The 26145-nt window shown below is 34.7% G+C and carries 24 protein-coding genes and 1 other annotated feature; of the genes, 15 read left to right on the top strand and 9 right to left on the bottom strand.

Going from position 1 to position 26145, the window contains the following annotated elements; genetic code table 11:
- Positions 1-4 precede the first annotated feature (4 nt).
- Positions 5-949, top strand: coding sequence for a PTS system mannose/fructose/sorbose family transporter subunit IID (locus BN2144_RS01385; RefSeq protein ID WP_033826630.1), 945 nt, complete (start codon positions 5-7; stop codon positions 947-949).
- Positions 950-1200: 251 nt separating this feature from the next.
- On the opposite strand, the gene brnQ is transcribed toward BN2144_RS01385, so the two are convergent.
- Entirely contained in the window at positions 1201-2526 is a 1326-nt protein-coding gene (gene brnQ / locus BN2144_RS01380; protein ID WP_033826563.1) for a branched-chain amino acid transport system II carrier protein, read from the bottom strand.
- 89 nt (positions 2527-2615) lie between these two features.
- Positions 2616-2852: a binding site (T-box leader), on the bottom strand.
- A gap of 217 nt (positions 2853-3069) precedes the next feature.
- Between brnQ and BN2144_RS01375 the strand changes: the two genes are divergently transcribed.
- Positions 3070-3465, top strand: coding sequence for a hypothetical protein (locus tag BN2144_RS01375; protein WP_033826562.1), 396 nt, complete (start codon positions 3070-3072; stop codon positions 3463-3465).
- A 37-nt stretch (positions 3466-3502) separates the two neighbouring features.
- On the opposite strand, the gene BN2144_RS01370 is transcribed toward BN2144_RS01375, so the two are convergent.
- Positions 3503-3997: a hypothetical protein gene (locus tag BN2144_RS01370; protein WP_139017835.1), complete on the bottom strand. Its 495-nt coding sequence runs from the start codon at positions 3995-3997 to the stop codon at positions 3503-3505.
- A 324-nt stretch (positions 3998-4321) separates the two neighbouring features.
- Complete coding sequence (gene mprF / locus BN2144_RS01365; protein ID WP_033826560.1) at positions 4322-6880, bottom strand: bifunctional lysylphosphatidylglycerol flippase/synthetase MprF; 2559 nt, start codon at positions 6878-6880, stop codon at positions 4322-4324.
- A gap of 407 nt (positions 6881-7287) precedes the next feature.
- Between mprF and BN2144_RS01360 the strand changes: the two genes are divergently transcribed.
- Positions 7288-7995: a B3/B4 domain-containing protein gene (locus tag BN2144_RS01360; RefSeq protein WP_033826559.1), complete on the top strand. Its 708-nt coding sequence runs from the start codon at positions 7288-7290 to the stop codon at positions 7993-7995.
- 90 nt (positions 7996-8085) lie between these two features.
- Positions 8086-8652, top strand: a complete 567-nt coding sequence (locus BN2144_RS01355) for a DUF4256 domain-containing protein (protein WP_033826558.1) — start codon at positions 8086-8088, stop codon at positions 8650-8652.
- A gap of 84 nt (positions 8653-8736) precedes the next feature.
- Here the strand turns inward: BN2144_RS01355 and BN2144_RS01350 are convergent, their stop codons facing one another.
- The 3 genes from BN2144_RS01350 to BN2144_RS01340 all read right to left on the bottom strand — a co-directional run bounded on the left by BN2144_RS01350 (position 8737) and on the right by BN2144_RS01340 (position 11850).
- Positions 8737-9321: a hypothetical protein gene (locus BN2144_RS01350; protein WP_222860063.1), complete on the bottom strand. Its 585-nt coding sequence runs from the start codon at positions 9319-9321 to the stop codon at positions 8737-8739.
- Positions 9322-9566: 245 nt separating this feature from the next.
- The gene (locus tag BN2144_RS01345; protein WP_033826556.1) at positions 9567-10007 is read right to left on the bottom strand and encodes a cell wall hydrolase; all 441 of its coding nucleotides are present in this window, start codon (positions 10005-10007) and stop codon (positions 9567-9569) included.
- Between the two features lie 298 nt (positions 10008-10305).
- Positions 10306-11850 (bottom strand): glycosyltransferase family 2 protein, encoded by a 1545-nt coding sequence (locus BN2144_RS01340; protein WP_050632168.1) that lies wholly within the window; start codon positions 11848-11850, stop codon positions 10306-10308.
- Between the two features lie 240 nt (positions 11851-12090).
- Here BN2144_RS01340 and BN2144_RS19420 point away from each other — a divergent pair, with 240 nt between their 5' ends.
- The 3 genes from BN2144_RS19420 to BN2144_RS01335 all read left to right on the top strand — a co-directional run bounded on the left by BN2144_RS19420 (position 12091) and on the right by BN2144_RS01335 (position 15098).
- Complete coding sequence (locus BN2144_RS19420) at positions 12091-12222, top strand: YuzL family protein (RefSeq protein ID WP_094763092.1); 132 nt, start codon at positions 12091-12093, stop codon at positions 12220-12222.
- A 197-nt stretch (positions 12223-12419) separates the two neighbouring features.
- A complete protein-coding gene (locus BN2144_RS19780; RefSeq protein ID WP_154665480.1) occupies positions 12420-12587 on the top strand; it encodes a hypothetical protein in 168 nt (55 codons plus the stop codon).
- Positions 12588-13055: 468 nt separating this feature from the next.
- Positions 13056-15098 carry a catalase gene (locus tag BN2144_RS01335; RefSeq protein ID WP_407637998.1) on the top strand — a complete coding sequence of 681 codons (2043 nt, stop codon included), beginning with the start codon at positions 13056-13058 and terminating at the stop codon, positions 15096-15098.
- A 207-nt stretch (positions 15099-15305) separates the two neighbouring features.
- Here BN2144_RS01335 and BN2144_RS01330 read toward each other — a convergent pair whose 3' ends face one another.
- Together BN2144_RS01330 and BN2144_RS01325 are read right to left on the bottom strand one after the other, a co-directional pair.
- Positions 15306-16568, bottom strand: a complete 1263-nt coding sequence (locus tag BN2144_RS01330; protein WP_050632167.1) for a diguanylate cyclase domain-containing protein — start codon at positions 16566-16568, stop codon at positions 15306-15308.
- 195 nt (positions 16569-16763) lie between these two features.
- Entirely contained in the window at positions 16764-18113 is a 1350-nt protein-coding gene (locus BN2144_RS01325; protein ID WP_033826555.1) for an MFS transporter, read from the bottom strand.
- Between the two features lie 639 nt (positions 18114-18752).
- Between BN2144_RS01325 and gloA2 the strand changes: the two genes are divergently transcribed.
- The 5 genes from gloA2 (at position 18753) to glsA (ending at position 22525) form a co-directional block, all read left to right on the top strand.
- The gene (gene gloA2, locus BN2144_RS01320) at positions 18753-19139 is read left to right on the top strand and encodes an SMU1112c/YaeR family gloxylase I-like metalloprotein (protein WP_033826554.1); all 387 of its coding nucleotides are present in this window, start codon (positions 18753-18755) and stop codon (positions 19137-19139) included.
- A gap of 197 nt (positions 19140-19336) precedes the next feature.
- Positions 19337-20566, top strand: coding sequence for a dicarboxylate/amino acid:cation symporter (locus tag BN2144_RS01315; RefSeq protein ID WP_033826553.1), 1230 nt, complete (start codon positions 19337-19339; stop codon positions 20564-20566).
- 578 nt (positions 20567-21144) lie between these two features.
- Positions 21145-21312, top strand: a complete 168-nt coding sequence (locus tag BN2144_RS19990) for a hypothetical protein (protein WP_187366945.1) — start codon at positions 21145-21147, stop codon at positions 21310-21312.
- Between the two features lie 55 nt (positions 21313-21367).
- Positions 21368-21493, top strand: a complete 126-nt coding sequence (locus BN2144_RS20195) for a DUF6254 family protein (RefSeq protein ID WP_222860062.1) — start codon at positions 21368-21370, stop codon at positions 21491-21493.
- A gap of 102 nt (positions 21494-21595) precedes the next feature.
- Positions 21596-22525, top strand: coding sequence for a glutaminase A (glsA, locus tag BN2144_RS01310; protein WP_033826552.1), 930 nt, complete (start codon positions 21596-21598; stop codon positions 22523-22525).
- Positions 22526-22719: 194 nt separating this feature from the next.
- Here glsA and BN2144_RS01305 read toward each other — a convergent pair whose 3' ends face one another.
- Positions 22720-23157, bottom strand: coding sequence for a NanQ anomerase/TabA/YiaL family protein (locus BN2144_RS01305; protein WP_033826551.1), 438 nt, complete (start codon positions 23155-23157; stop codon positions 22720-22722).
- Between the two features lie 467 nt (positions 23158-23624).
- Between BN2144_RS01305 and BN2144_RS01300 the strand changes: the two genes are divergently transcribed.
- The 3 genes from BN2144_RS01300 to BN2144_RS01290 all read left to right on the top strand — a co-directional run bounded on the left by BN2144_RS01300 (position 23625) and on the right by BN2144_RS01290 (position 26105).
- Positions 23625-24152, top strand: a complete 528-nt coding sequence (locus BN2144_RS01300) for a signal peptidase I (protein WP_050632166.1) — start codon at positions 23625-23627, stop codon at positions 24150-24152.
- A 72-nt stretch (positions 24153-24224) separates the two neighbouring features.
- Positions 24225-25133, top strand: a complete 909-nt coding sequence (locus BN2144_RS01295) for a hypothetical protein (protein ID WP_033826550.1) — start codon at positions 24225-24227, stop codon at positions 25131-25133.
- 414 nt (positions 25134-25547) lie between these two features.
- Positions 25548-26105 carry a hypothetical protein gene (locus tag BN2144_RS01290; protein WP_222860061.1) on the top strand — a complete coding sequence of 186 codons (558 nt, stop codon included), beginning with the start codon at positions 25548-25550 and terminating at the stop codon, positions 26103-26105.
- Positions 26106-26145: the final 40 nt, after the last annotated feature.

Below are 26145 nucleotides of genomic sequence, written 5' to 3'. Positions count from 1 at the left end.
AAAAATGGCAGAACAAACAAATACAAAAAAGTTAAGTAAAAGAGACCGTATCTCCGTATTTTGGAGAAGCCAATTCCTACAAGCTTCTTGGAACTATGAACGGATGCAAAACGTTGGCTGGGCTTATGCGATGATTCCGGCGCTTAAAAAACTATATAAAAATAAAGAAGACCGGTCACAAGCATTAAAACGCCATTTAGAATTTTTTAATACACATCCATATTTGTCGGCTCCTATTTTAGGAGTTACACTAACGTTAGAAGAAGAAAAGGCAGCAGGTGCCCAAATTGATAATGCGGCTGTCCAAGGGGTAAAAATTGGGATGATGGGACCTCTAGCTGGGGTTGGTGACCCAATCTTCTGGGGTACGATTCGTCCTGTTTTAGGTGCTTTTGCTGCTTCTCTTGCATTATCGCAAAATATCCTTGGACCCATCGTATTCTTTCTAGTATGGAATATTATACGAATGGCATTTCTATGGTATACACAAGAGTTGGGTTACAAGCAAGGGTCAAACATTACTCAAAATTTAAGTGGTGGCTTAATGCAAAAAATTACCCAAGGTGCATCGATTTTAGGAATGTTCATTATGGGTGTACTCGTTCCTCGATGGACGACTATGAATTTTCCACTAGTTGTTTCTCGCGTCAATGTTGATGAAAAATCGCTAGTTGATTTTAGCGGGCTAGTTGCGGCCGCCAATGAAGGGAAGTTAAATGAAAACCAAATTCGTAATGTAATAAATCAAGTTCAAAGCGGTGCGAATGTTAACCCAGAGAAAGTTACTACATTACAAGATATTTTTAATTCATTAATTCCTGGCCTAATGCCATTACTTCTTACGTTCTTTTGTATTTGGTTATTGCGTAAGAAAGTTAGTCCTATTACGATTATTTTTAGCTTATTTGCATTAGGGATTGTTGGTTATGTTGCGGGGATATTTGGATGATTTGAGGTGGTAGCTGAAACGATCACCTTTTGGATAAAAAAATCGTAAGGCATGCTATACACACTCAATTCGTAAGTATTCATATTTTGTCAAGAAACAAGGATAAAGAATATCTATAATAGGCAAGAAAAATAACTAGCTAATGTTATTTGCAAAGGTAAACGAATAATAAATATAATGGTGTCTTATTGATGGTTATAAATAGGGAAAATGAAACCCGTCTGCAGTTGCACGGGTTTCATTATTATTCTCTAATTCTTTTCCTGTACAGGCAAGATGAATTGTTCTTTTCCAACAAGCTTATCAACAAAAAATCCAATGATTCCACCGATAACTGCAGGAAATATCCAACCTAAACCGAGGTTAAAGAAAGGAACAAAGCCAATGATTTGAGCGATTCCATCTAAGTTTAATTGAAAACTATTTAGGACTTCATATATGGCGTAAATGAATGTGAATGTGACAGTGAAACGATACATCATCTTGCCATTTCCAAATAGTGGCTCAAGAAGTGATAGAGCCACGAGAACGATGGAAATCGGATAGATAAACATTAACATAGGAGCAGCAATATCTAGAATTATATTAAGTCCAAGACTAGAAACGGAAAAGCCAATCACTGAAAGTAATCCAACATAAAATTTGTAACTAAATTTTGGGTAAAGGCCTTGAAAAAAACTAGCACTTGCATTAATTAAACCGACACAAGTAGTCAGGCAGGCAAGTAAAACAATTGTACTAAAGAGTAAGCTACCCGTACTACCGAATAAGATTTGAGAGGCAGTTGTTAAAATTTCAGCGCCATCGGAAAATTCCGCCTCTTTTGGCATAACGACACCAATCCATCCAAGTGACACATAAACAAGAGCTAAGCCAACAGCTGCTATGAGTCCAGCACCAAGTGTTCCTTTTATTTGTTCTCGTCGCGTCTGTAGTCCACTGTCTTTTAACGCATGAACGACAACAATCCCAAAAGCGAGTGCAGCAACAGCATCCATCGTAAAATAACCTTCTAAAAATCCTGTTACAAACGGGGTTGTTGAATACTTTTTAGCTACGGGCGCTTGTGTATTCTCGAATAAGAAAAAGGCACGAACAAATAGAATGGCAAGTGTGATAAGTAAAAGTGGTGTTAGAATCTCTCCAACCCGTTGCACAATTTTTTTTGGATTTAAACAAATGAAAAACGTAACAGAAAAAAATAGGATAGAGAAAAGAATCAGGGTGAGCCGATGATCACTTTGATAAAATTGTTGGAAACCTAATTCATAGGCAACACTTGCAGCCCGTGGAATTCCGTAAAATGCGCCGATTGAAAGATAAATAATACTGGCAAAAACAATCCCGAAAACTTTTCCAACACGGCTTCCGATTGAAATTAATCCTCCATCTACTGTCGCAACAGCTAATACTGCCATAAAAGGGAGAAGGACACCTGTAAGTAGAAAACCAATCATTGCCGGTGTAAAATGACTCCCTGATTCCAATCCAAGAAGTGGTGGGAATATTAAATTTCCAGCCCCGAAAAATAAAGAAAATAACATTAATCCTGTAAAGAAAACTTGTTTTTTACTCATTATAATCACTCCTATTCTTGATGTGAAAATTCCGTCAATTTGTAAGTTGTTGGTTCATACATTTCTACAAATAAAAAAACTCGCCCCTAATTAGGGACGAGTTTGTACTCGCGTTACCACCCAAATTTCGTATGTAAAATATACGACACTCTGCCACGTACCGCCATACGTGCTCCTTATAACGGAGGATTCCGTCAATACTTACTTTATTCAGTATTGCATCTCAGGGATGATTTTCAAGATCAAATTGTCCATCGGCTTTCAGCAAATACCGACTCTCTGTAGAACAAGGGTTGTTCCCTACTCTGTCCCGTCATCGACTTATATTGTTTAGCAATAATTTAACAAAATAAAAGTTTTCTGTCAATGGTTTTTTTATAATAAATGGTTTGAACTTTAACAAGTTGTAGTATCTAATCTTAGGTCCGTTCTATTTTAATCCTTGTCCCACTCGACGAAATGGCAGTTTTCTAACATTCATATACTTCTAAGCGTATAAGTTTTAAAAATGGTGATTACAATGAGTAATGTAGGTATGATGATATGGATGAATGGCCTCAGCTTTTAACAAAAATATTAGCTGATTTTGAACAAAGACAGTATATACCGCATACTTATATTGAAATTGTCATTGAGGAAAAACGATATGACAAACTTCTTGAATATTGCAAACGTCATATTTATTATATTGAATCTTACTATCAATACTTAATAAATGACTATTATGAAGAGACGAAAGAATTATTTCGAATGTATATTGAAAAAATTGCTTGTCAGGCTAGTAACAGGTCACAATATCGCAAAGTTTGTCATATCATTCAAACATATAAGAACAATTTTGGAAAAAACCAGGCACAATCTTTAATAAATGAGCTTAAGCAGGAAAACAAACGAAGACCAGCATTCATTGATGAATTAAGTAAAATTAAAGTTGGCTAAGTGATAATTACGATCAGTTCTGTATCAAGGGGAGAGCTTATTCTGCTGATTCTGTTCTCCCCATATATTCTCCTGTTTTTGGATTGTAATAGATTTCTGCTTTTCTACCGTCTATCCAACCATTTACTGCAAAAAAGATATTCTTTTCATCCCTTAAAGTTCTAAAATGATAACCATGTGAAAACGAATCATTTTTAGGGAACGGTTGAAGATTAGAGTCTTTTATTGCTGATTTTACTATTTGTGGACTATCTATTTTTACAAATTCATCCTTTATAGTTAATTCATCATATTTATCCGCTAGTTCGTAATTTTTCATGTTCCCTTTTTCAATGACAAATAGAATTTGTTTATTTATATTTGGTAAAACAAATACCCCTTGCCAATTTGCCCTTTTACCGTTTTTCCCACTTACTTTACCATCATCAACACTTTTTAAAATCATAAGTTCTGCCTTCTTATCTAATTCTTTTGCTTTTTTAAAACCAAGATGATAAGCTTCTTGAAATGTAATTTCTTTAGTTTGAAACATATTCGATTTTAAAATTCCCCCTCCAATTAAGAATAAGATAAAAAAATAGATTAAACTGTTTTTCATCAAAATACTACGTCCCTAAAACTTGTTATAAAATATAATTTCTACATACGGAGGGGAAAACCCTTATATTCATTTGATTATTTTTCATGTGTCAGACGTTGTTATTTTCGAGATAAACAAGGATATAGAAAATTTTATTTACTCATAAAAAAAGCCGAACGATTCAAGTTTCTAAATAAAAAGTAACTCATCGTTCGGCGTATATCGGATATTTTTATATTCGAGTTTACCTCCTCCTTTTTCATTTTCATACAGTTTCTAGCGTTGTTTTAAAACGGTTTTAGCGCCTCTTGCTTTTCCAATTAATAAGGTAACTTGTGCGACCGTAATAGGAAGTAATGATCTTTTTCTAAACGCTAAATATTTTGGCCTCCAGGTGACTTCGTATTTCTCCTTAAATTGTCTTAAGCCTTGAAAATGATAGAAGACATGTCCATGTAAGAAAATTTGAGCCGCAATTTTTTCACTAAAAAATGAATATCTAGAATGGCCAACATTGGAAAGTGGAGCCATACCAAGGTTAAATTGTTTATATCCTTGTTCTTTTGCCCAATGGAATAGCGATAGAAAAATAAAATCCATCGTACCAGAAGGAGCGTCTTGCTTATACCTCATCAAATCAATGGAAATGGTTCGGTCCTGATCATATACAGGCATAATATTCGTAAAGCCAATAATGGTAGAAGAAGGATCTTTTAAAACACCTAATTCTGTTCGATTTAAATAATCTTTATCAAAAAAGCCTAAAGAAAATCCTTTCTCTGTTCGACCATTTAACCATTCATTTGATATATCACGTAATGTATTTAACAGCTCCGTGCTATGAGGTGGTTGTAAAATCTCAAATACATAATTTTCCCGTTCAAATTTATTTTTCGTAGCCCGAAGTCCTTTCATTCTTTTCCCGTTAAGTGAAAAATGATGTAAATCAACAAATGCCTCTTCACCAAGTTTAAAAAAGTCGTACCCAAGATCGTGAAGAGAAGTGAGTTGTTCATTACTAATTTCGTAAAATACAGGTGTATATCCATAAATATCTGCTGTTCTTAGTAATTCTTCGATCGCGTTCGGAAATTCTGATTTCTCACCGATGGGATCACCGAGAACAACCATTTTATCTGCAAATGTTTGATATTGAAAAAGGACATTTCTTTTGCTGTTCCAAAAAATATACTTATCATGCAGAAAGATTAAATGTGTGAGAACATTACCTTCAAATTTTTGAATATGTTCGGTAATTTCTGCTTCGTGATTGATGGAAGTCACAAATGGAAACTTTTTTGAACGACTTAAATAATAACCAACAATAAATATCATAGTGGCAATAAGGAGACCGATTATTGCGCTATGAAATAAATCTGCATAGTCTGTTATCATATAAGGTGTAAGTCTAGCAGGAATATGGAACTTATGTACAGGAAGATTCGTATATCCAATAGCTAAGTACAAAAACGTAAAAAATAAGATAACACATATGTCAAAAAAGATTCTTCCCCATGTAAATACATAACTTTCCCGATAAAAACGTTTTTTTGAACTAAGGAGAAGAAAAATTACAATAATCATAAAAATTGCTTCTTCATAGTCCAAACCTTTAATAAGAGAGAAAAAAGCTGCAAAACTTAAGACAATTAATGTGCTATAATAAATAGGTTTTACTTTGTATTGAATTCCTCGTGATAATCCAAGAAGAATAAATCCTGTCGCAACAGATAATTGATGGGACGCACTTATAATAGGTAACGAAAAAAACTTCTCTGCAATTTTAAATCGTTCAAGAATACCAGGTAAAGCCGCGGATAAGAGTAAAATAAATCCTGAAATAAAGACGAAAACAGTTAGTAGAAAATGGCTAATGTATCCAATCATTGCATTAGGTAAGTTATCCCAATCCTTATTCCAACGATCCCAGTAACCTTTGATGAATAACACGGTACCAGTTAGAAAAGGAAGGATGTAATAACCTAGCCGATAAAGGATAAGTAAAACGACGACTTTCTCATCTTGGAAGCCAAAATATTGTGCACCCCATATAAATACTAGGTCAAATGAACCGAGTCCTCCTGGTATCATACTAATAATTCCAGCACAGGCGGCAATAACGTAGATTGTAAACAGCTCCCCAAAGTTTATAGACATTTGCAATATTTGGGATAACGTCCAGATTCCAAAAAATGTTGCAAACCATTCAATAAAAGATGAAAGGACGAGAAAAAGTTTTGAAGATAAATCTAGAAATGCTTCATGTTCTTTCCTTTTTTCCTGTAAAGAAATAAACAGCAGGACAGGAAGATATAAAGCAACCCCGATTATGGCAAAATAAAGCCATTTTTTTTCCGTTAAAAGAGGGTTATGAAAGAAACAAATGAGCATGATAATCGATAATATGGAAATACCGGTTAAAAAATATAGGGTAATATGACCAACTAGCCGAAGTATGCTATTTCTATTAACCTCTTTTGTTTTATAAAAATATACACGCAATGCTGCACCAATTAATCCCCCGAACCCGAGTAAATTGGAAAAGGAATTTATAATGATTGCCTGTTTGATAAATGTTTTTGTTGGAAATTGTAATCCTAATTTTTTTACAATAATGAGATCATATAAGAACATAGGACTAACCGTTAGTACAATAAAAATGATAACAAGTAGTAATAATCCAATAGGAATTTGATATATTTCATGCTTAATGAGACCCATATCAAGACTTTTGGCAAAAACCCAAATTTCATGGCATGCTAGAACAAGTAATAGTAGAGGGAAAATGATTTTTAAATATTGAGTAATCTTTCCTTTCAAAATACGAATATCCATACAACAAACCCTTTCAATACGTTGGTTCTAGATTTTTATTATTTACAATTCCTTTCATTTTATCCAAAGAATAATCATTTCCAGGAAAAATTCACTTTCTATCTTACCTTAAATCATACTTTTTTACCAAGTTTCATTGAAAGTATGCTTATTTTTGGTAATATGTAAAAAAAGACTAGTCAATTATTTACTTCTAGGGGGCAGAAAAAATAGTAAAATTAAAGAGATTCGAGGTGCTATTCCTTAGAGACGCAGGACATTCACTACGAAAGAATGTACATTGGAAATTGCTATACTTTAAAAGTAGCGTTTAGGGAACAAAATCTTTATGGGTGAGACTGACTTTATGATGACAAATATACTTGTGTAATTTTCATAGGCATGGATAAAATAGAGGAGGTTAGATAATGAAAAAGTTTATTATTGAAGAGCCATTTTGGACAATTTTCCCCACAGCAACAATTGGAATTGTCATTTGTAATGGGATAGATAACTCGATAAAAGATGAAGAAAAGTATAACAACCTTCTTTTAGAAGCGGAAAAAGAAGCCCGAAAATATTTGCAAGACCCGGAATTTAGCAATAATGAAGTCATTAAAGTTTGGAGAGACGCATTTAAGAAGTTCAAAACAAAAAAAGGTGCACGCTCCTCAATCGAGGCATTACTAAAAAGAATAAAAAATGGTAACCATTTGGGGACGATAAATCCGTTAGTTGATATTTACAACTCGATTTCGTTGCGATATGCCATGCCTTGTGGTGGAGAAGATATAGATACATTGCAGGGTGATGTAAGATTGACGAAAGCAGTTGGTGATGAAGATTTTGTAACATTGGGATCAGATAAAAGTGAATCGCCATTCGAAGGTGAAATTATTTATAAAGATCAAGTGGGCGCAATTTGCCGTTGTTGGAATTGGCGTGAATCCGTCAGAACGATGCTTACTGAAGAAACAAAGAATGCATTTCTGTGCATTGAATTAGTTGATGAAAAACGTACAGAAGAGTTTGAGAACGCGTTAAATGATTTAGCAAACACCGTACAGGCTGAATTAGGTGGAACAAGTAAAACTGCTATACTTGATATAAGAAATAATGAAGTAATCATTGAATAGTTTTTAAAATGAGTATTTTTTGTTTTAAGGAAATACGCGTTGGTCCTATAAGCATAAGTAAAGAATATAAAGGGATAATGAGGTTTTAGCATGGAAAAACAAGAAAGAAAGTTATCGATAGAACAATGTGAAGAAATACGAAACATATTAAAAAAACGCTTTGAGAAAAATATGGATCGTCACCTGGGGCTTGAATGGGTTAACGTACAACGAAAGCTCAAGACAAATAATGAAAAATTATGGTCACTCTATGAGATGGAGAGAACGGGTGGTGAACCGGATATCGTTGGTTATGACCAAGAGGCAGATGAGTATATTTTTATGGATTGTTCAGAGGAAAGCCCTAAAGGCCGTAGAAGTGTTTGCTACGACAGGGAAGCACTAGAGTCAAGAAAGTCGCATAAACCACAGAATAATGCTATAGATATGGCTAGTGACATGGGAATTGAGATTCTATCCGAAGAAGAGTACCGCAAGCTCCAGAAATTAGGTAATTTTGATATGAAAACATCGAGTTGGATAAAGACGCCTGATAAAATAAGAAATCTTGGTGGGGCTCTTTTTTGTGATCGTCGTTATGACACGGTTTTTGTTTACCATAATGGGGCAGAGTCCTACTATGCGGCAAGGGGATTTCGCGGTTCACTGAGAGTTTGATATTTAAAAAGAAAATTGTAGAAGGAAAGGTCGTTAACCATCTATTTAAAAACTAGAAAGGTCTTCTTTTTATTAAACGTAAATTTATTCCGCAATGCTTTGGAGGAAGTTCTTCACATCTTCTCGGGATTGAAATTTTTTATCTTGACTAAGCAATGTAATCCCATATGCATCATGATTCGTATATACGATTCGAGGAGAAGTAAAGTAGGCAAATTCATCAATATATGCGATTGTGTCTTCTTGCGTCATTACCCACAGATGATTATCAAAAGCAAGGTTAAACCAATTTTCAAATGAAGTTTTTAACTGTATAGGATTTTTTACTTCAGCTGTAAAACTAGAAATCTCTTCAAGAATTTTTCCATCCCAACCAGTATGTACTTTTCTACCAGAATCTCGATATTGAATGTTAACGTTTTTTCCTTGTTCAATGATTTGTTCCTTCATATCTGCATATGCTTCAAAATGAATATAAAATGGAAAGAGAAACAATTTCTCTGTAAATGCTTGCATAAGTTCACTTGTTGCCGGAGTGTAGTCCGCGTCATCTGGTGTTATAATAAATGCATTGTATTCCCCTTTTGTTTGAAACCAATCAGGTTCGACTGTATTATTATGAATTATTTCAAACGTATCTATGTCCCCCCTATTTTTCCGTTTAGGCAATCTTACCATATTTTCATCATTTACGCATGGAGACACCCGACTTTAGTTGTGAGTCCGTTGACAAAGTCCTTTTTAGTAGAGATTTGAACATTTAAAAAGCTCCACCATTTAGTGGAGGCCACTGTAAAAGTTCACAGGTAGGAAAAGAGAGTTGATGATCTACAAATATATAGAGGCCCAACTCTTTTTGTTTTCTCTTTATGTGATTGAAATTGGGTATTTATAACGAGCTTATGAAGTGGGGCTTACCATGTATAAGCACCTTCACATGTGTTCGCTTTTGGTTCATAGTAACAATGTTGTTTATATTGTCCTGCGAATGGTTGGTCGTACCATGTAGGAGGGCATGGAGCATAAGGGTTAAAATACCAGAGTGAATATTTGGAAGGAAACTCTCTCCAGTAGTCTAATGCTTGTTTCGCTAATCGTTTTTCAACAGCCCTCGCACCTTGGTAAAAAACATTCCCCTTTTGAACGGCCTCAAAGGAGTAGTTCCCCCCTTGAACTTGAAAGATAACTTGTCGAATGGATCTTAAGCCTTCAAAGTCTAAACAGTTTGCTTTTAATCGATTTACAATGACATTTCCAACCATTAACATCCCTAACCGACCTTCACCTTCTGCTTCAGCACGCATCATTCTAGCCATTAATGCAACATCAGCATCTGTATATGCCACTCTTGCCATAATTGACATCACCTCTCAAACAATGTATGAAAAAAGAAAAGAAAAATGTAGGATTTGTGGAATTTTTCTAAACGGAAGCCACATTTGGAAATAAAGTTAATTCTGCGGGAAAAACGCATTAACTTCGGAAAAAACACACCAACTTCGGAAAAACCAAGCCGTCTTCGGAAAAAACACACCAACTTCGGAAATAAAAGATCCATCTTCGGAAATTCGTGGTAAACTTCGGAAATAAATCGTAGTCGAAAGGAAGGATGAAAAAATGAAGACGCCAAACAGATTGATATTGGCGCCTAGGTTATTTTACCCTTAAAGCAACATTTGAAAAGGAGGATTGATAGAAATTAAATTCTCTATTGTCAAGTTGATGTTTGATTTCATTTTTTTCATGTTGCCTAATATTCATTTTCATATAATCATTATATCTAACAAAGATGGAGTAATGACCAGCGGAAAGGTTTTTGAATGCATCTAAATGTAGTTCAACCCAACCCTCACCATTTTTATCCACAGATACCGGTAATACGAGCTCATTGTGAGCGTTTTTTCCTTCACGTATTAATACATCTGTTATTGCTTGTACATTGTCACCGTACACATGGAAGTAGAGGATATACTTACCTCCTTGGCAAAAATGTTTTTTAAAAGCGACATAAAATGGGACAGGAATATATTTATATTTTTCCTCCAACAAAGGCGTGACAAAGTAAGGTTTTCCATTTCTAATTGTCACTTCTTTCACTTTTACGGATTGTTCCCATTCTAATAACTTAGTTACATTTCGATATTTCCTATTTTGAATAAGCTCATAAATTACTTTGTGAATCGGCTGCATGAAAGTCTCTGAAAGGTCATAGGACAACTTTCTGGATGGCTTTAACATTTGCTTAAATTTATAGTAATATAGTACTTTCCATCTAGTCCTCTGAAAGTGTGGGGTTGTAAAAAAACGTCTCATGAAATCAAATTCATAAATGCGGTTGATAATCATTTTTTCTATTTCGGTATTAAACTTGCGGCTTAATGTATAGTGAACGACCTGTAAATTATAATTCGTCTTTTGTAAAATATTCGTTTGGTTCGTTAACCGTGTTTTTTTCGTTTCATCTAGACGATTTACATAATAAATTGGTTTTGTCGTTGTTGAGATTCTTTTGCAATTTGTGAGAACATCAATAAAAAATAGTTTGTCTTCTGCAAATTTCATCTCGGGAAATGAAATTTGGTGCTCTCTTATGAAACTTGTTCGAATCATCCTTGCTGTTGGCCCTAGATGATGGAAAATATGTGGAATGGAAAACGGCGAGACGCTTCTTCTTTCTTTACAACACTGATGCTCACCAATCACTTGTATTTTTCCGCTTTCTACCTTCATTGTTCTTCCAACTACATAAGGGTCACCAGTTTCTTCTAGTATTTCATAGAGTACTTGTAAACCATTCGGATGGAACCAATCATCGGCATCTAAAAAAGTAATATAAGGTGCACTGGCGAGTTTTATTCCAATATTTCGTGGGTGACTAGGTGAACCAGAATTACACTCTAGTGAAACGACTGAAATGTTATCATACCTTTTCCCATAATCTAATAAAAGATTTCTCGAACGGTCAGTGGAACAATCATCAATTAATATGTATTCAATTTTATGAAAACTAAGCGATTGATTCAATACTGATTCAATGGACTTTTTTAGAAAAGCTTCACCATTATATACAGGAGTAATAACAGTAACTAAGTAATCCCGTTTTTTTGATTTTTGGTGTATTGTAAAATCAAGTTGAGTTTTACCTTTATCTCGTTTTTTTAATAATGAAAAATGAATTTGATTTTTTATTTTCCTCATGATTATTCTTCATTCCTCGATATTCATAAAATTTGTAAGCAGTCATGTATTTTTTATTATAATTTTTAACGAAAAATGAAGAGGTTATTCAATACATATCAAAAGGTCTTGTGTTTTTTATTGGGTTCTTAGTAATGGTGCAGTTATCAATAGATGAATGAACTTGGATGGGTAGCTAGATATGACAAAATTTACATAGCAATCAAGTTAAAAGGAATACTATGGTTGGAGGTGAATAGCATGGCAAAAAGAAAAGCTGATCCATCAACTATTGGATTAAATTCCTCGCAAACTGAAGGACAAGGGACAACAACAGAAGAAACAGGAAGGCAAAAAGTAGATTCATCTAGAAAAAAGAATAAACGGTACTAAACGTCATGAAAAAGGTAAAGCAGGTGGAATTGAATTTCACCTGCTTTTTAATGATATGTTATCGTTTGTAAAAGAAATTGATTTTAATCTATCTTAAAAGTGTGCAATACAATAAAAAAAGTGTATGATTTCTTCATCGGATTCATAAAAACAATAAATAAGACTGATATTTAAAGTAATAGAAGGGGGGCAAATATATGATGTTCATGAGCCTTTTTGGAGTAATTAATTTGATACTTGGTATTGCGATTCCCGTAGCAGCTATTTTCGGGCTGATTTGGATTTATCAAATAAAGGAGAATAGTAAAACACAAGTAAACCAAAATCAAAAAATAATCGAACTGCTGGAGAAACTAAATAAGTAAGTTCCTTCTGTCTGATTTGCTTTTAGGAGTATTTTTTAATAGTTTTATAATGTTAATAACTACGATAGTTTTATATAACAATATTCGTCACTCCCTACGTATGCTACTTATTGGAGATAGCTTACGTAAGGAGTGATTTTTTTATTAAGTTATTTTTCAAATGAATTTCTGTCATAATACTATACTAATATAAATACGAAAATTAGCTCATTCCATTCACCTATCACATGAATCCCTTTTATGAACGGTAGACGAGCCGTTATCTCGTATACATTTCCAAACTTCCAATGGTTAATATCTCATATAAAATCAAACTACAAAAATGATTGTATATATTTTTATAGTAAAGCATATGGTTTAAGTGGAGTATAATTCTTCATCAAGGTGGGATGATTTGTGGATAAGAGGGATAAAGATTTAGAAAAAAACAAGGATGATTTAGTGGAAGAAACTGAAGACTTAGAGAGGATTAAAAAACCGACAAATGAAAAACAAAAACAATTAGATAAATTTCGTGTGCAAAATACAGGTCCAGGTAAGAAGATGACAGATGACTATGGGACCAAAGTGTCAAATGATACGTCAACACTTAGAGCAGGTAGACGCGGTCCACTTTTATTTCAAGACTTTCATTTTTATAAGAAACAATCTCATTTTAATCGAGAGCGAATACCTGAAAAAGTCGTTCATGCGCGTGGGTTCGGGGTTCATGGTGAATTTGAGACGTACAAATCAATGCGGCATGTTACAAAAATGCACTTTCTACAAGAAGCGGGGCAGAAAACGCCAGTATTTGTTCGTTTTTCTAATTTTACAGGAAATAAAGGTTCTAAAGATACAGCGGTTGATATACGTGGTTTTGCAGTAAAGTTTTATACAAAGGAAGGGAACTATGATTCGTTATCACTACAATTTCCCGTTTTTATTTTAGCAGATGCGATGAAATTTATGGATTTGACTCATGCCGCAAAACAAAACCCAAAAACAGACGTACCACAAGCGACTACGGCTCATGATAATTTCTGGGATTATGTCGCAAATAACCAGGAATCCGCACATATGGTTATGTGGTTAATGTCCATGCGGGGTCGTCCGAGAAGTTGGCGGATGATGGCAGGGTGGCCGATTAATACATTCCGCTTTATTAATGAAGAAGGAAAGTCGACGTTTGTCCGTTTTAAATGGGAACCAAGATTGGGTGTTCACTCGTTACTTTTAGATGAGGCAAATATTATTGGTGGTGTTGACCCAGATTATCATCGCAACGATATTATTGAAGCCATCGTAAAAGGGGCATACCCAGAATATGATTTAGGAGTACAGTTAATCGCTGAAGAAGATGAATTTAATTATGATTTTGATATATTAGATGACACAAAATTATGGCCGGAAGAAGTTGTTCCAATTCAATATATCGGGAAAATGACGTTAAACCGACTTGTTGAAAATTTCTTTGCTGAAGAAGAACAGTCAGCTTTTGATCCAGCGAATCTTGTTCCTGGAATTGATTTTACAAATGATCCAACATTACAAGGGAGAGCATTTGCTTATCGTGATACGGAACTTTATCGTCATCATTCCGCAAACTTCGAGGATCTCCCAGTTAATCGGCCCATTGCCAAAACAAACTTCAATCTCCGAGACGGGCGGATGAGGTACCGCATTGATGTTGACAATGTTCATTATCATAATAATTCATTAGCTGGCAATACACCGGCTGAAGCCTCATTTGAAGAAGGCGGGTATGTCAACTATCCCGGACCAGTAGAAGGTCACAATACGAGGGAACTACCAAGTGAGTCCTTTTATGATTTCTTCTCTCACGCTAGGATTTTCTGGAATAGTCTCTCAACAGTAGAAAAGCAAGATTTAATAGAAACATTTAGTTTCCACCTTGGCCGCGTCCATAGTAAATCTGTTAGACAGCAGAATGTGGAGATGTTTGCAAATGTTGATACAGAAATGGCGAGCATTATTGCCGATAATATAGGGGTGGAGCGACCGAAAACTTCACATGTTCAAGAAAATAGAAGCTATCCATCTTTAAGTCAATTAAATACGACTCATTCCGCATACACACGGAGAGTCGGTGTACTCATTGATAATGACTTTAACGGATCTGAAGTTAAGAGTACCCTTCAAATTTTACAGCAAAATGGAGTTTTTCTCGATATTATTAGTGAAAAACTTGGTACTGTTACTTCTAGGGATGGCGTCACGTTAGAAGTAAATAAAACATTTTTTACTACCTACCCTTGGCTTTATGACTCGATTTACGTCGTTGGTGGAAATGCAGATAATCAAGCAAAATTTGACCAAGATATAAGATACTTTATTAATGAAACATATAAATACTATAAACCGATTGGTATCGCTACAACGGCTCAGGCTTATTTAAGAAGGTCAGAAAAAAACAATATGGCTGGCGTTGTATTTGCTGCGAACAATCCAGACTTTGGCAAAGATTTTGTTGCAGCTATAGCAAAGGAACGTTTTTGGAATCGAACTTAATAGAATGATCTATACAGGGAATAAGAATTCGTCCCTGTATTTTTTCTATAATAAAATGATTAAATCAAAAGGGGAGTTGCTATTTATAGATTACGTAAATTTTATTAAACAAGGTTTACAAACTCAATAATGATTAGGATATTCCGTAAAGGCAACAGAGGGGCATTAGGAAGTAGAAAATCCAACTTCTTGACAGCCCTTCCGATTTTACTCTTTATTTACTTGATAATTATCTTTTCCTTGCCTCTTTATTATGTACATCGCTTGATCCGCTTTTTTAACTAACGTTTCTTCATCTTGTCCATGATTCGGATAAATGCTAATCCCAATACTTCCAGTTGCTTCAATTGTTAACCCGTCAATGAGAAATGGCTGATGAAACTCCTGAATGATTCTTTTTGCTACATGTTCAATCTCTGATTCATCTTTAATGCTTTCTAGAAGAATGATAAATTCATCCCCACCGAAGCGACAAATAAAATCATGCTTACGAACACAATCACTAAGCCGGGCAGCAGTTAATTGTAATAATTGATCACCTATTCGATGACCATATGTATCATTAATATTTTTAAAATTATCTAAATCAATAAAAAGTATAGCCACTTTTTGACCTGGAATAGAGGCTTCAAAGATAGAGGATAATTTATTTTGAAAAAAGCGTCTGTTAGGCAAATCAGTTAATGTATCATAATTTGCTTGACGGTCAATAATTTTTTCAAGTTCTTTTCTTTCTGTAATGTCTCTAGCAATCGTAGAAAGAAATTGAACATCACCGGTTTCTGATTTATGAGCAACAATGATTTGGGAAACAGGTATTTCAATGCCGTCTTGGCTAAAAATCATCGTTTCGCTTTTCCAAACACCTTGTTGGATAGCTGTAGGAATACCAATGTGTAAAATTGTATCTTGATAAGGCTGAAGATGTGCGGCTGCAATAGAGATACGCTCATTTCCTCTTAATCCAAGCATTCGCCTACCAGCTGGATTTATATACTTAGTGTCTCCGTTTATATCTGCAGTTGCAATAAAGTCAGGGGATGCATCAATAATATCTAGTAATTGTTGATTTCGCCTTTCAGCAATTTTCCTAGCAGTGATGTCGCGATCAACCCCACGATAACCTATACATTTTCCTTCTTTATTAATAATCGGCGACCCACTTGTTTCAAGAATTACTTCACGGCCGTCACGATGTATGTTTAAATTTTCTAAGCTTTTAATTGGCAAATTTTTTGATAAAAGTTTGTCGAAAATTGGTTTTACTCGTTTTGCTTCATCAGCAGACATTAAATCAAATGGTGTTTTTCCAATAACTTCATTAGGTGAGAAACCAAGAATATCCTTAATTTGTGGACTGGCATACGTGTATACGCCATTTTCATCCACTTCCCATATCCAGTCACTAACATGTTCAACTAGTTGTCGATATCGTTCCTCATCTGTTTGTTGTTGCTTTTTTCTTTTCATCGTAACCACCCTAACGTAAAATGAATGGATATGAATTTTCAGCTAATCGTAGGAAATTAGCCAAACTCCACTAACCTCTTTCTACATTATATTTTTCTCTGTGATTATATACAATTTTTAACCTATATGGTGGTGGTTATTTTTTTCTGAAGGAAGTTTCTGTGAACGAGATTTAACTAGTAATTAACAAGTAAATTAACTATGTTGAGTTGATTTTCCCGGTATTTTTATCGAAAATCCAATAACAACAGCGCAAAAGATTAAACAAACTATCGCGACATAATGAAGGTGGATGACGTCTAAATGCCGATTAAAAACAATTCCTAATAAACAAGAAGATAGAATGGAACCAATGTAACGACTTGTTTGAAATAGACCTGATGCAGAACCGGTATCTTCTGGTCTTGTTTGTTCATAGAGTGCTGTCTGCATAGATATATTGTTAAATCCGTTACTCATCCCAAGAATCGCCATAATTGTAAGTAGCCAAAGAAGAGGAGAATTACCGTGCAGAGTTAATAATAATGCGGTACCAACAAATAGGCATATTCCGCCGATTATTAATGCTGGTTTAGAACCGAAACGCTCGATAATCCGTCCTGCTACTGGCGCGACAAGTACACTAAAGCCAGCTAATGCAAGCATGATTAACCCTGTATCTTTTGCGCTATAATACTGAACTTGTTGTAGAAATGTTGGGAATCCGAAAAAATAACAATAGTAAACAAGATTAATACTCATAAACTGTAAATAGATGAATGTAACATTGCGATTTGCCTTCAATGAATCAATATCAATAAATGGTTCTTTCCGTTTCATTTCATAATGATAAAAGCCGATTCCTGCTCCAATAAATAAAATAAGTGCAGACCAATGAATATGCTTTTCAATGGAAAGTAGGAAAAGAATTAGTCCAACGATACACAAAATAAACAATGTAATGCCAATGAAATCAATTCGATGTAATTCTACTTTGCCTTGTTTTGTATTTGGTAGAACAAAAATGGCAAGTACAAAAGAAAGCAGGATAAACGGAAAATTCACGAAAAAAATTGAGGGCCAGTTCCACGTATCAATTAAAAACCCACCAATCGAAGGTCCAAAAGCTGCTGATGTAGTAGAAAATATAGATAATGTTGCGATTGCTTTTGCTTGCCCGTCTGTAATCAGTGTACGAATCATACTCATTCCACTTGGAAATAAAGTTGAACTTCCAATCGCCTGCAGTGCGCGGCAACCGAGTAGAAAAGGAAGGTTAGGTGAAAAAGGAGCGAGTAGACAAGCAAGTGTAACTAAAATAAGACCAGATAGAAACAGTCTTTTCGGTCCAAACATATCGCTTAATTTTCCCATAACAGGTTGACCAACCGAACTTGCCAAATAAAAAATAGAGATTAACCATGAAGCATCGGCAAATGTTAATCCAAAGTCTTTTTGGATACGCGTTAAGGCAACAGATATCATTGAAGAATTTAATGGGTTTAATAAAGTACCAAGACCAATCGTTAATACAAAAATCCAACGTTTATTTAATAAATCGTTCATTTTCATCACCTAACTTTAACGTTTCCTTAAACAAAAATTCAATACATAAAAGACTGTGGGATTGAAAGTTAACCTTATATAAGGGTCTATAAAAATAAAAAGTCGACCATTTATACTTTTTATCACAAGGCTGTTTTCGTAAACTTTGTTGTTATTCACTAAGGCGGACGCGCATCCTTAGGGCACGGCCTCAGCCGCTTCGTAGCTCGTTGTTCGAACTCGCTCCTGCAGGGTCTTCGGCTCGTGCGACTGACGCTATCGCTTTCGTCGCAAAGGCGTTCGCTGTTCCCGCTGGAGTCGCCGCATTGCTTCAACAACAAATAAATTTCCCTTCAAAAAGCAACATTTTTTGAGAAAACAGCCTATCACAAAGATGAATTTTCCTGTTATTAGCGGGTTCAGTAAAAGAGTAAGCATTAAGTATAAAAGGAGTAATTTATAATACGTTTCTAAGTAATTTTATAAAAAGTTAGAGTCCAAGTCATGAAAAATTTTAAGTTGATTACGAAATAGTAGAGCTTGTTTTATTGAACCTTTTGTCGGTAAACTAAAGACTGATAAAAGGTTTTATTTAATTGGAGGAAACTTCTTTGTCATCCTCATAAAAACAAATTTCAATAATCATTGGGAGGTAACAGCTTGAAACTTGAATTCATTCATCACGTTGCAATCATTTGTTCCAATTATGAAAGGTCGAAAAAATTCTATACAGAAATTCTTGGTTTACCAATTATTCAAGAAACATATCGAAAGGAAAGAGATTCTTATAAACTAGATTTAGCAGTGGGAGCGCAAAGTCAAATTGAGCTTTTTTCATTTCCTACGCCACCACCAAGACCAAGCTATCCCGAAGCTACTGGTCTTAGACATCTAGCGTTTGCCGTGTCCTCAGTTGAAGAGACGAAAAAAGAATTGGAGTCCAATGATATTGCAGTTGAGCCAGTACGAATTGATGAATTAACGGGTAAACGATATACATTTTTCAATGACCCAGATGGCTTACCAATTGAAATTTATGAATTATAAAGGGTCGGACGTTTCTGGACAACAGTCAGATTTTTTAAGAAAGAAGCATTTACCTATTTTATGGGGAATGTTTCTTTTTTTAAGATTGAAGATAAAAACGTTTGTTTATGAAAAAACGTATTAAAAAGTTGTTTTTCTGGAATGAGACAGAATTTCTCTGAATAAGAATAATTAACTTCTATAAAGGGGGGATTTCATTGTCACTTTCTAAAAAAATTTTACTCGGTATGGGTTTGGGGGTACTTGTAGGTTTACTATTTAATTTTGCACTTCCGAATGCATTTGACATCGTGAATAATTATATTTTTATACCAGTAGGAAAAATCTTTTTAAACTTAATTAAAATGCTTGTCGTACCAATTGTACTCGTTTCCTTAATATTAGGGACAGCAGGGGTTAGTGATCCGAAGAAACTTGGTCGTATTGGTTTGAAAACGGTTTCCTTTTTTCTTATTACTACTGCCTTAGCAATTGTACTCGCACTTGGGACGGCATTAATTGTTAAGCCGGGAATAGGTGATTATCAACTAGATGGAGCAGATTATGAAGCAACGGAAGCCCCACCTGTCATTGAAACGTTACTCAATATCATCCCGACAAATCCAATCAATGCAATGGTTCAGGAAAATATGTTACAAATTATTGCATTTGCCATTTTTATCGGATTCGCAATGGCTCGGTTAGGAACAAAAGTTGATGGCTTATTGAAGCTCGTTGAACAGGCAAACAATGTGTTAATGTATCTTGTCAATATGGTTATGAAATTTGCCCCATATGGAGCGTTCGCGTTAATTGCAACAGCTATTGGCGGACAAGGTTTTAGTGCGATTGCTGCGATGAGTAAGTATTTATTTGTCGTCTTATTTGTATTACTCATACATTTCGTTTTTGTGTATGGTTCTGCATTGAAGTTTTTAGGGAAAATGAGTCTAATTACGTTTATCAAAGGATTTTCCCCCGCAATGATTGTTGCCTTCAGTACCTCTAGTAGTAATGCGACTTTACCAGTTTCAATGGATGCCGCTCAGAAAAATTTAGGTGTATCAAAGACGGTTAGTGGTTTTGTTCAACCATTAGGTGCAACAATAAATATGGATGGAACAGCAATTATGCAAGGTGTTGCAACAGTGTTCATAGCGCAAGTTGTAGCACAAGATTTAACATTGAGTCAATTGATAACCGTTTTGTTAACAGCAACACTTGCTAGTATTGGAACAGCTGGCGTACCAGGAGTAGGATTAATTATGCTATCAATGGTATTAACATCTGTTGGGCTTCCAGTTGAGGCAATAGCATTAGTCCTTGGCGTTGACCGTTTAATTGATATGTTTCGAACAACGGTGAATATTACAGGGGATGCTGTCTGTGCGGTCATCGTTGATCGGTCAGAAGGGAATAATGATCTTGATGATTTAGAAAGGAGTTAGATAGGTTAAGGCATGGGTACTTAAGGAAATAGCTGGTAAGAGATAGGCAAATATTTTATAAAAAAATTGCTAAAGTGGAAAATGGCAGGGGCTAACCAGAAAGCGTATTTGATTTCTGTATAGCCCCGTTTCATGTTCAAAACGTGATATATCAACATCCTTGATTGTTATAGTTTCGGGATATCCACTTTTCAGACAGCCCCATTTATCGTTGTAATGTATTCCGGAACTATGGCAACCATTTTAATGGACAGGTCATTTTTCAAAAAAATGAAGGTAAAAGTAAGTTATCATATGAACCGAAAATAGTGTGGCGAGCGTGAAAACGAGCAGATAGAACGCGTCTATGAGCCCAAAAACCGGAAACTGAAGAAAAACTGGCCTCATAGACGCATCCGTAAACCAGAAATCGTTGAAATTAATTAAAATGCGTCACATAAAATCCGCCTATAAATGAAAAATCGAAGGAACGTCAACAACTCATGATTAGAAGTTACGTGGGGTCTTGACTTAGTTCTAAAGATGTGAATATTTTTAAAGTCAATTCTCATAATAAAGGCAAGAAGGGGGGATATTTTATGGCAAAACGTACGAAAAAGAATGATTCAGAACAAAAGAATAAACAAGGATTTGACTCAAGTAAACAAGATTCCGAATTTGCGACTGATTTCGGTAGTGCCAAAGCAAATCAAGCACATAAAGAAAAAGCGAAACAAGCTCGTGCGGATGGTTGGGATATCGGATAAAATGATAATTTCGAATAGAAGCGGTTGAGATAAGGAAATAGAGGGAGGACGAATGATGACTTGGTCAAAACAGACAAAAGAACGAATGTGGCGAGCGCGTAAAAATCAAAATAACCCACATGGAAAAATTAAATCTCTGGACCAACTTGCAGAAGAGGCAGGAAAAGAAGGAAAAAAATAAGTATAATCAATTTGACTGCAGACAGATGTATTTCTGTCTGCTTAATTTTTGCTATAATAATTACTAGCTATAAAATATATACTACAATTGGTGATGAAAAAAATGCCTTGTCAAAAAGATCAAGAGTTAAAAAAACATGTTGAATATGCGAAACAATTTACAAAAGAAGGGAAAGTAGCAACCTATATTCCAGAATTAGGAAAAGCAAATCCGAATGATTTATCGATTGCCATTCATTTCCCTGATGGTAGGTGTATTTCAGCGGGTGATATTACGAAAAAATTTACTCTCCAAAGTATTTCAAAAGTGGTTGCTTTAGCCTACGTACTTATGGATAGAGGCTTTGATTATGTATTTGAACGGGTTGGAATGGAACCAACAGGCGATCCTTTCAACTCTATTGTCAGGTTAGAAACAATGGATGTCGCAAAGCCATTAAACCCAATGATTAATGCTGGTGCTCTCGTTGTCACGCATATGATTGATGGGGAGACCGTCGAGGAGCGACTACAAAAATTATTAACTTTTACTCGTGAACTTGCTGGTAATGAGCAAATCGATTTTAACCCAAGTGTTGCTGCGTCTGAATTTGAAACAGCAAACTTAAATCGCGCTCTTTGTTACTTCCTCAAGCAACATCAAATAATTACGGAAGATGTAGAAACGTTAATTGATTTATACACGAAACAATGTGCGATTGAAATGAATTGTTTAGATTTAGCTCGAATCGGCTTAGTTTTTGCAATGAATGGTGTCGATCCGGAAACTGGAAAGCAAATTATGCCGGATGGGGTTGCTAGAATATGCAAAACGTTTATGGTCACTTGTGGAATGTACAATGCATCTGGAGAGTTCGCCATTAAAATAGGTATACCTGCGAAAAGTGGTGTGTCAGGTGGGATTATGGGAGCTGTTCCAGGAAGACTTGGGATTGGTATTTTCGGGCCAGCCCTTGATGAAAAGGGAAATAGTGTAGCTGGTATGAAACTTCTTGAGCATCTGTCAAAGAGTTACCAACTCAGTATGTTTTAAGAGTTTCAGAACGCCCATCGAAGAACAATGCAACTCAATAAAGTTTTGGACTTGCTTGAACACCCACTTAAGAATTACTAACTCAGTAAGTTTCCAATAAGTAAATAGGTAAAAAGAGCAAGTAGTAAATGGATTTTGGGAGATGGAAAGATTTCATTGTCCAACTCCCAATGAATCCGAACTAAATTAAAACTTTAAATACAGCTTTTTTTCACTTTTTGAGGTCCGTTAATCTGGATCGAGGTCATGTGCACATCTTGTGGATAAAAAATGGCAAACATCCCTTCTGATAATTCAACAAAATTCCCCTCTCCAGTATAAAGTGCAAAATCATCTTTTTCATTGTACATCGCTGACTCTTTCATTTTATCAATTGGCGCATATCCAATCTTTTCGGCACCAGAGATAAGATAATGAAAATCTAAATAGCGTTGGTGCGCTTCCCATACCCCTTTCGACTCTTCCTTTGTTTCATAGTTTTGAATAACAACATATAAATGTTCCCCGTCAATTTCATGTACACCCTTACTTAGTTCTGCTAAATTATTATTTTTTATATAATCAAAAATAATTTCCATATTACGGTTTAAATGAGTGTAAGTTGCTTGATTTGTTGATCTGTCTATAATCATACGATGTCCCTCCAACATTGGTGTCTTAACAAAAACTTTAAAAACAAATAAATTATAGCGCTTTCACAAAACACAATCAATAAAATCTAATGAAATGACAAGCAACTGTCAAAATATAGTTTAATTTTATTGAGCGGAATTCGCCCCTACTTTTATAAGTGGAAAATGGAACTCGTGTACAATATGCTAAACTTCAACAGTAAAAGATAAAACTTCAACAGTAACTGGGTGAACTTCAACAGTAAAAGATGAAACTTCGACAGTAAACGTGAAAACTTCAACAGTAAAAGATGAAACTTCGACAGTAAACGGAGAATCTTCAACAGTAGCTTGTGTAGGTCAAAAGTTAGCACTTTATTAGAAATAAACGGTTTACCTAATAGAATAATTTAGTTATTAGGACATATATTTTTAGTATCCATGAAAATATATCTGTCAAAGAGAGGAAGTTATCGAAACTGAAGAAGATGAAAGTAGTAATGAGAGTTGGAACCTCAATAATTATTATTTTTCTGATCACTGTATTTCTTTTATTAAACCTTCAACTTTTTTTCAAAGAACAATTCCCATCTATATTTGGATTAACGCCCTTAAATGTTTTATCTGGTAGTATGGAACCTACGTTTAAAGTTGGTGACGTTCTACTGATACGTAAAGTCCCTATTCATTCCATTCAACATAACGATATAATAACCTACAAAAAAGATGGAAAATCTCTGGTCACTCATCGTGTTGTTAGCATTGATAATCAGGGTAATGAACGGATCTTCCGAACGAAAGGTGATGCAAATACAGGCACTGATCGACAAATCGTCCACTCAGAACAAGTAATAGGGAAGGTAATAATAATCATTCCATCACTCGGATTGGTGTCAGCATATTTTACTAGCTTTCCAGGTTTAATTAGTGTTGTCGTTCTATTATTTTCAATTACTACCATTCGTAAGCTAAGAAATCATGAGCGGACGCATAATGACCAAAACAAACTTTCTTAGCACAATGGTTTTAATAGAAGTAAAAGGTAAGGAGGGAAAATTAATTAATTTTAAGAAACAGGAGGGAATCGTATGAAGAAAAAAACAATGTTAGGTATTTTAATTGTATTTGTCCTTATGATAGGGACCTTTTTAGGCACATGGGCATATTTTTCTAAAACATTTAAGAGTGATAATAACCTTGCTAAAGCAGCTGTATTCGATGTTGATGTTGTTGGGAAAAATGGAAAAACAATTGCAAATGCAGATTTTAATTTAGATGAAGATTTATATCCAGGAATGAAAACAAAAGAAGTTTATCAATTCGATATAAAAAGAAATAATACAAAGTTACCTGTACAATATACGGTTAGTTTAATTACAAGTGGAAACTTATTCAAGGCGGGTACACCAGTTACATTAACCCTTCAAAAGCAAGTGGATAATAAATGGGAAAATGTATCACCTGAATCAACATTAAAACCATCTCAGGATGTAGAGCGTTTCCGGATTTTGGTAGATTGGCTTCATGGGAAAAACGATATCGATTTTCAAGGGGCAAAAGGGAATATCCACTTGTCTGTTTTTGCAGAACAAGTAGATGCTGAAGAGCAGGAACCGGTAGGACCACCATATTATACAGGAGCAATTGAGTTCAAGGCTACACCAAATGGGAAAACATTTAAAACAAATAATAAAGAAGTAACTTTTTATAAAAACGATCAAGGAAAAAAAGTAATTGAAATAAAAATGGGTGATGGGAAAGATGAGTTTGAGAGTAAGGTAGGAAATACACGTATCGTTGAGAGCATTGAAAATGGGAAGACTTGGTATCGCGTCTATACAGATTATGAATATTTTGCTAGTGAAACACAGTTGTGGCGAGTAGGAGAAGGAGATGTTACAACAACAGAATACGGAAAGTTAACTTTTAAAAAGACTTTAGGACCATATATAATGATACAATCCAAGGAATTATATGATTGGTTTATAGCTAAATAAGAACAAAAGAGCCTTTCGTGGTACCGACTTAAGTTAGAGATAGTTTATCTAGCTTTTCGAGGTAACCATATCAGAAGGCTCTTTGTTATTTTGATAATAGGAAAGTATAAATTTTTTGATGTCTAGTTTCCTATACGCATAAGGGCAACTACAGCTCTTTGGTGGCCTAAAAGCTCTAGCCCAGAGTTTTCTTTAAATTGTACGCTCAAAATCACTATATATTTACTGAGGTTTTATGAAGGTACTTTCGTAGTAAATAGGTTAATGACCTTTCTGAGTGTTAAAGTAATAATCACGATACTTTTGATTAAAAATAGTATTTACATAATTCAAATATATATATATATAATAGGAATTATATAAAAGGGAAAAGGAAAGACAAATAATACATTGTCATTTGGAGGTGTTGAAGGGTTGAAACGACTTAAAAGAGGCTGCATTTTGTTATTTATTTTAGTGATTACCTTTATCACCACCGGTTGTTCTCAAAGTCCAAATTCTAAAATAGAGAAAAAGGACCAAAACGTTGTAACACTTGAAAAGGTTTTAAAGAATACCTTTACTAGTCCAAACTCGAGGTTATCTGAACTCGTTAATGACCCTAATAATCTATCAACCATAGATGAGGATGGTCAAAAGAATCCGGAATACCCGACAGAATTAGATATTTATTTAGAAGAATTGTATAAAGATCATTTTACATCGGAAATGTATGAAGAATATATCGGGAAATATGTGTTTGATTATTTAGCAGATGAAGATGAGAAATTAAAGATAAAAGATTTATTGATTGAACAGAGCAACACACATAAAAACATTTATGATTTTACCGCAAATGTACAGTATCAAAATGGAGAAGCAAAGCCTGAAATTTATAAGGTTACAGGAGAAGCTAATTTTACGGAACAAGCTACGATAAAAAAGATACAAATCAATTCTGATGATGGTTTAGGGATGGAAATAAAAAAATAGTTATTAATTTTTCACTTCCAGCTCAACGCTAACTCAAATA

Origin of the sequence: Bacillus andreraoultii, from assembly GCF_001244735.1 — a bacterium.
GTDB lineage: Bacteria > Bacillota > Bacilli > Bacillales > Caldibacillaceae > Caldifermentibacillus > Caldifermentibacillus andreraoultii.
This window is presented reverse-complemented; position numbering and strand designations above follow the sequence as displayed.